This window comes from uncultured Thiocystis sp. (assembly GCF_903866365.1).
Lineage (GTDB): Bacteria > Pseudomonadota > Gammaproteobacteria > Chromatiales > Chromatiaceae > Chromatium.
Genome location: NZ_CAIPNF010000349.1, coordinates 1 through 3,409, shown reverse-complemented (window position 1 = coordinate 3,409; position 3,409 = coordinate 1). Strand labels below are relative to the sequence as shown.

Here is a 3,409-nt window from a genome sequence, read left to right as displayed (position 1 = left end):
ATAAGCGATCAGCGGCAGTTCGGGCGCCTGATCGGCCACCGAATACAGGTTGCGTTTGGTACGGTCGAACAGCCCCTTGAAACCAACCTGATCCTTCATCCAGCGTTCCATGTAGGGCTTGGCGGTCGTCCAGAGATCCAGCTCCGGATAGAGCTGTCGCCCCAGCCCCTCGATATTGAGCAGGGTTTTTTCCAGCAGAACCAACTGTGGCTGGATCTCCATGTTGAAACGCCGCGCGGTCTGGAACAGGCGCACCAGAAAATGCCCGAAGGAGATCTCGGCCAATGGCTTTTCGAAGATGGGCTCGCTGACGGTGCGAATTGCGCTCTCGAACTCATCGACGCGCGTCCCGTGCGGAACCCAGCCGGATTCGACATGCAACTCGGCGACCCGCCGATAGTCGCGCTCAAAGAAGGCGAGCAGGTTCTCGGCCAGATAGCGTTGATCCTCGGTCGTCAGGGTGCCGACGATACCGAAGTCGATCGAGATATAGCGCCCGGAGGGCTCGACGAAGATGTTGCCGGGGTGCATGTCGGCATGAAAGAAGTTATCCCGGAAGACCTGGGTGAAGAAAATCTCCACGCCACGCTCGCCGAGTTGCTTCATGCTCACGCCCTGCGCCTTGAGTGTCGCGACATCGCTGACCGGAGTGCCATAGATGCGCTCCATCACCATGACATTGGGCCGGGTCCAGTCCCAGTAGACCTCCGGGATATAGAGCATCTCGCTGTTGATCCAGTTGCGGCGGATCTGCGAGGCGTTGGCGGCCTCGCGCTGGAGGTCGAGTTCGTCGTAGATGGTTTTTTCGTACTCGCGCACCACCTCGATCGGACGCAGACGCTTACCTTCCTTCCAATACCGTTCGGCGAGTTGGGCGACAGTGTACATCAGCCCGAGATCCTGGCCGATGGTGCGCTCGATGCCTGGTCGCAGCACCTTGACGACAACTTCAGTGCCATCCTTCAGACGTCCGGTGTGGACCTGGGCGATGGAGGCGGAGGCTAGCGGAACGGGATCGAACTCATCCAGCACATCGTCGACCGAGCAGCCCCACGCCTTCTCGATCAGCGCGCGTGCCTCGACGCCATCGAAAGGAGGCACCCGATCCTGGAGTTTGGCGAGTTCGACCGCCAGATCGTCCGGCAGCAGGTCGCGCCGGGTGGAGAGGATCTGCCCAAACTTGACGAAGATCGGCCCCAGATCCTCCAGTGCGCGGCGTACCCGCACCGGGTAGGCCGGCAGGTCGCGTTTGACCCAGTGCCAGGGCAATAGCACCATAATCCAGCGCAGCGGCCGGAACAGGTGGGTAGCGAGGATGACCTCATCGAGACCGTGGCGGAGTAGAACCCAATTAATCCGGAAAAGACGTAGAGCCTGACGAGGTCCGATCATCGCTGAATGCCGGATTCCGCGGCGCGCCGGACCAGCCGTTCGACCTGGGCGGCGACCCGCTCGACGTCATCGCGCAGGGTATCGACCTGGCTCAGAAAGGCGTCGACCTCGTCGCGAGTCGGAACCAGACGGCGCTCTTCCTGAAGGTACTCCTTCAAATCGGTTGTCAGCGACTCGGAGGTCCGTTGTCCCCAACGCTCGGCGGCCTTGCACTGGCTACCGACCCGGTGCGCGAAGGGATCGCCGATGACCCGTGCCAGTTGCTCCTCCCAGTCGACCTCCAGATGGGCGAGCGCGGCGTTGAATGCCTGCGCCAGCGCGGTATCGCCGGTGATCTCCACCTCGCCCGAGATCAACTGAGTCTCCTTGCGCTCGGCCATGCCCATGCGCGCGAGACCCAGCGGGGTGCCGCGGATCAGACAGTCCGGCTCCGCGTCGTAGGCGCCAAAGAGCTGCAATCCATGCGCATTCGGGATGATCGTCACGCGCGTGCCGAAACCTTTGATTTCGATCGCGATCATCCGACCGGCGAGTCCGGCAAAGCCGGTGGCGCCCTCGGGATCGAGTGCGATGTAGCGATTGACCGCCTGTTCCATCACGGCCAGCAGCGCGTCCGGAATCTGGATGCCCTCACTCACAGCTTGTACCCCCGATGGATCGCGACAATGCCGCCGCTGTGATTGAAGTATTCGCAGCGCTCGAAACCGGCGGTCTCCATCATGGAACGCAGCATCTCCTGATCCGGGTGCATGCGAATGGATTCGGCCAGATAGCGGTAACTGCCGGGGTCATTGACCACCAGACGGCCCAGCGTCGGCAGCACCGAGAAGGAATACAGATCGTAGACCTTGCCGAGCGACTTGCTGACCGGATGCGAAAATTCCAGGATCAGCCCCCGCCCGCCCGGTCGCAGTACCCGATACATCTCATCGAGCGCCGCCTGTTTGTCGGTGACGTTGCGCAGTCCAAAACCAATGGTGACGCAGTCAAACCGGTCATCGCCAAACGGGATCTTTTCCGCGTTGACGAGGGCGTAATGCAGATTGCCGACCCGGCCGCGGTCGAGCATGCGACTACGCCCCTCGGTGAGCATGGCCGCGTTGATATCCGACATCACCACGCAACCCTCGGGGCCGACGATGCCGGCGAAGCGATCGGCCAGATCGCCGGTGCCCGAGGCCAGATCGAGCACCCGTTGCCCCCGGCGCACGCCGGCCAGTTCGATGGTGTGACGCTTCCAGAGACGATGGATGCCGAGCGACATCAGATCGTTCATCAGGTCATAGCGCGAGGCGACCGAGTCGAAGACCTCGCGCACCCGCGTGGCTTTTTCCGCGACCGGCACCTGCTGATAGCCGAAATGGGTGGTTTTCTCGTTGGACATGCTGTGTCCCCGGTTCTCGAAATGGGCGGATGGACGAAGGACTTCGCCCGGCACGATGAACGCTAGTGTACACCAAAGCCTGAAATCGTAGGTTTGAGGTACGCAGACGTTGAGTTCGCCGCGACACCATGCGGTTCAGGCCGAATCCGGATTCAGGATGGTTTGTGCTTGCGCGCCTGCCCGGCCTTTTCCAGCTCGTCCAGATACTCGCGCCAGAGCTGATCCTGCTCGGTCCCGAGCCGGTAGAGGTAATCCCAGGAATAGATGCCGGTGTTGTGTTCGTCGTCGAAGTGCAGACAGACCGCGTAGTTGCCGACTGGCTCGATCCGGTCGATGCCAACCTCTTCCTTGCCGAGTTGCAGCACGCGCTGACCGGGGCCGTGACCCTGGACCTCCGCCGAGGGCGAGTAGACGCGCAGATACTCGCAGGGCAGCGCGAAACGGGCGCCGTCCTCGTAGACGATTTCCAACACGCGGGATTGACGATGCAGGTTCAGTTCGGTGGGCGTAGGCATAGTTGTCAGTTGTCAGTTGTCAGTTGTCAGTTGTCAGTTGTCAGTTGTCAGTTGTCAGTTGTCAGTTGTCAGTTGTCAGTTGTCAGTTGTCAGTTGTCAGTTGTCAGTTGTCAGTTGT

The 3,409-nt window shown here is 61.2% G+C and carries 4 protein-coding genes; all 4 read right to left on the bottom strand.

The features are described 5' to 3' along the window. Positions 1-1,392 (bottom strand): ubiquinone biosynthesis regulatory protein kinase UbiB (gene ubiB / locus QZY07_RS19570; RefSeq protein WP_295406268.1); only part of this gene is annotated, 1,392 nt, incomplete at its 3' end. Further along, the gene (locus QZY07_RS19565; protein WP_295406265.1) at positions 1,389-2,030 is read right to left on the bottom strand and encodes an SCP2 sterol-binding domain-containing protein; all 642 of its coding nucleotides are present in this window, start codon (positions 2,028-2,030) and stop codon (positions 1,389-1,391) included. The genes ubiB and QZY07_RS19565, both read right to left, overlap by 4 nt. Then, entirely contained in the window at positions 2,027-2,776 is a 750-nt protein-coding gene (gene ubiE, locus QZY07_RS19560) for a bifunctional demethylmenaquinone methyltransferase/2-methoxy-6-polyprenyl-1,4-benzoquinol methylase UbiE (protein WP_295406264.1), read from the bottom strand. Before ubiE ends, QZY07_RS19565 begins: the two co-directional genes overlap by 4 nt. Before the next feature lie 152 nt (positions 2,777-2,928). Next, positions 2,929-3,291 carry a DUF971 domain-containing protein gene (locus tag QZY07_RS19555; RefSeq protein ID WP_295406262.1) on the bottom strand — a complete coding sequence of 121 codons (363 nt, stop codon included), beginning with the start codon at positions 3,289-3,291 and terminating at the stop codon, positions 2,929-2,931. Positions 3,292-3,409: the final 118 nt, after the last annotated feature.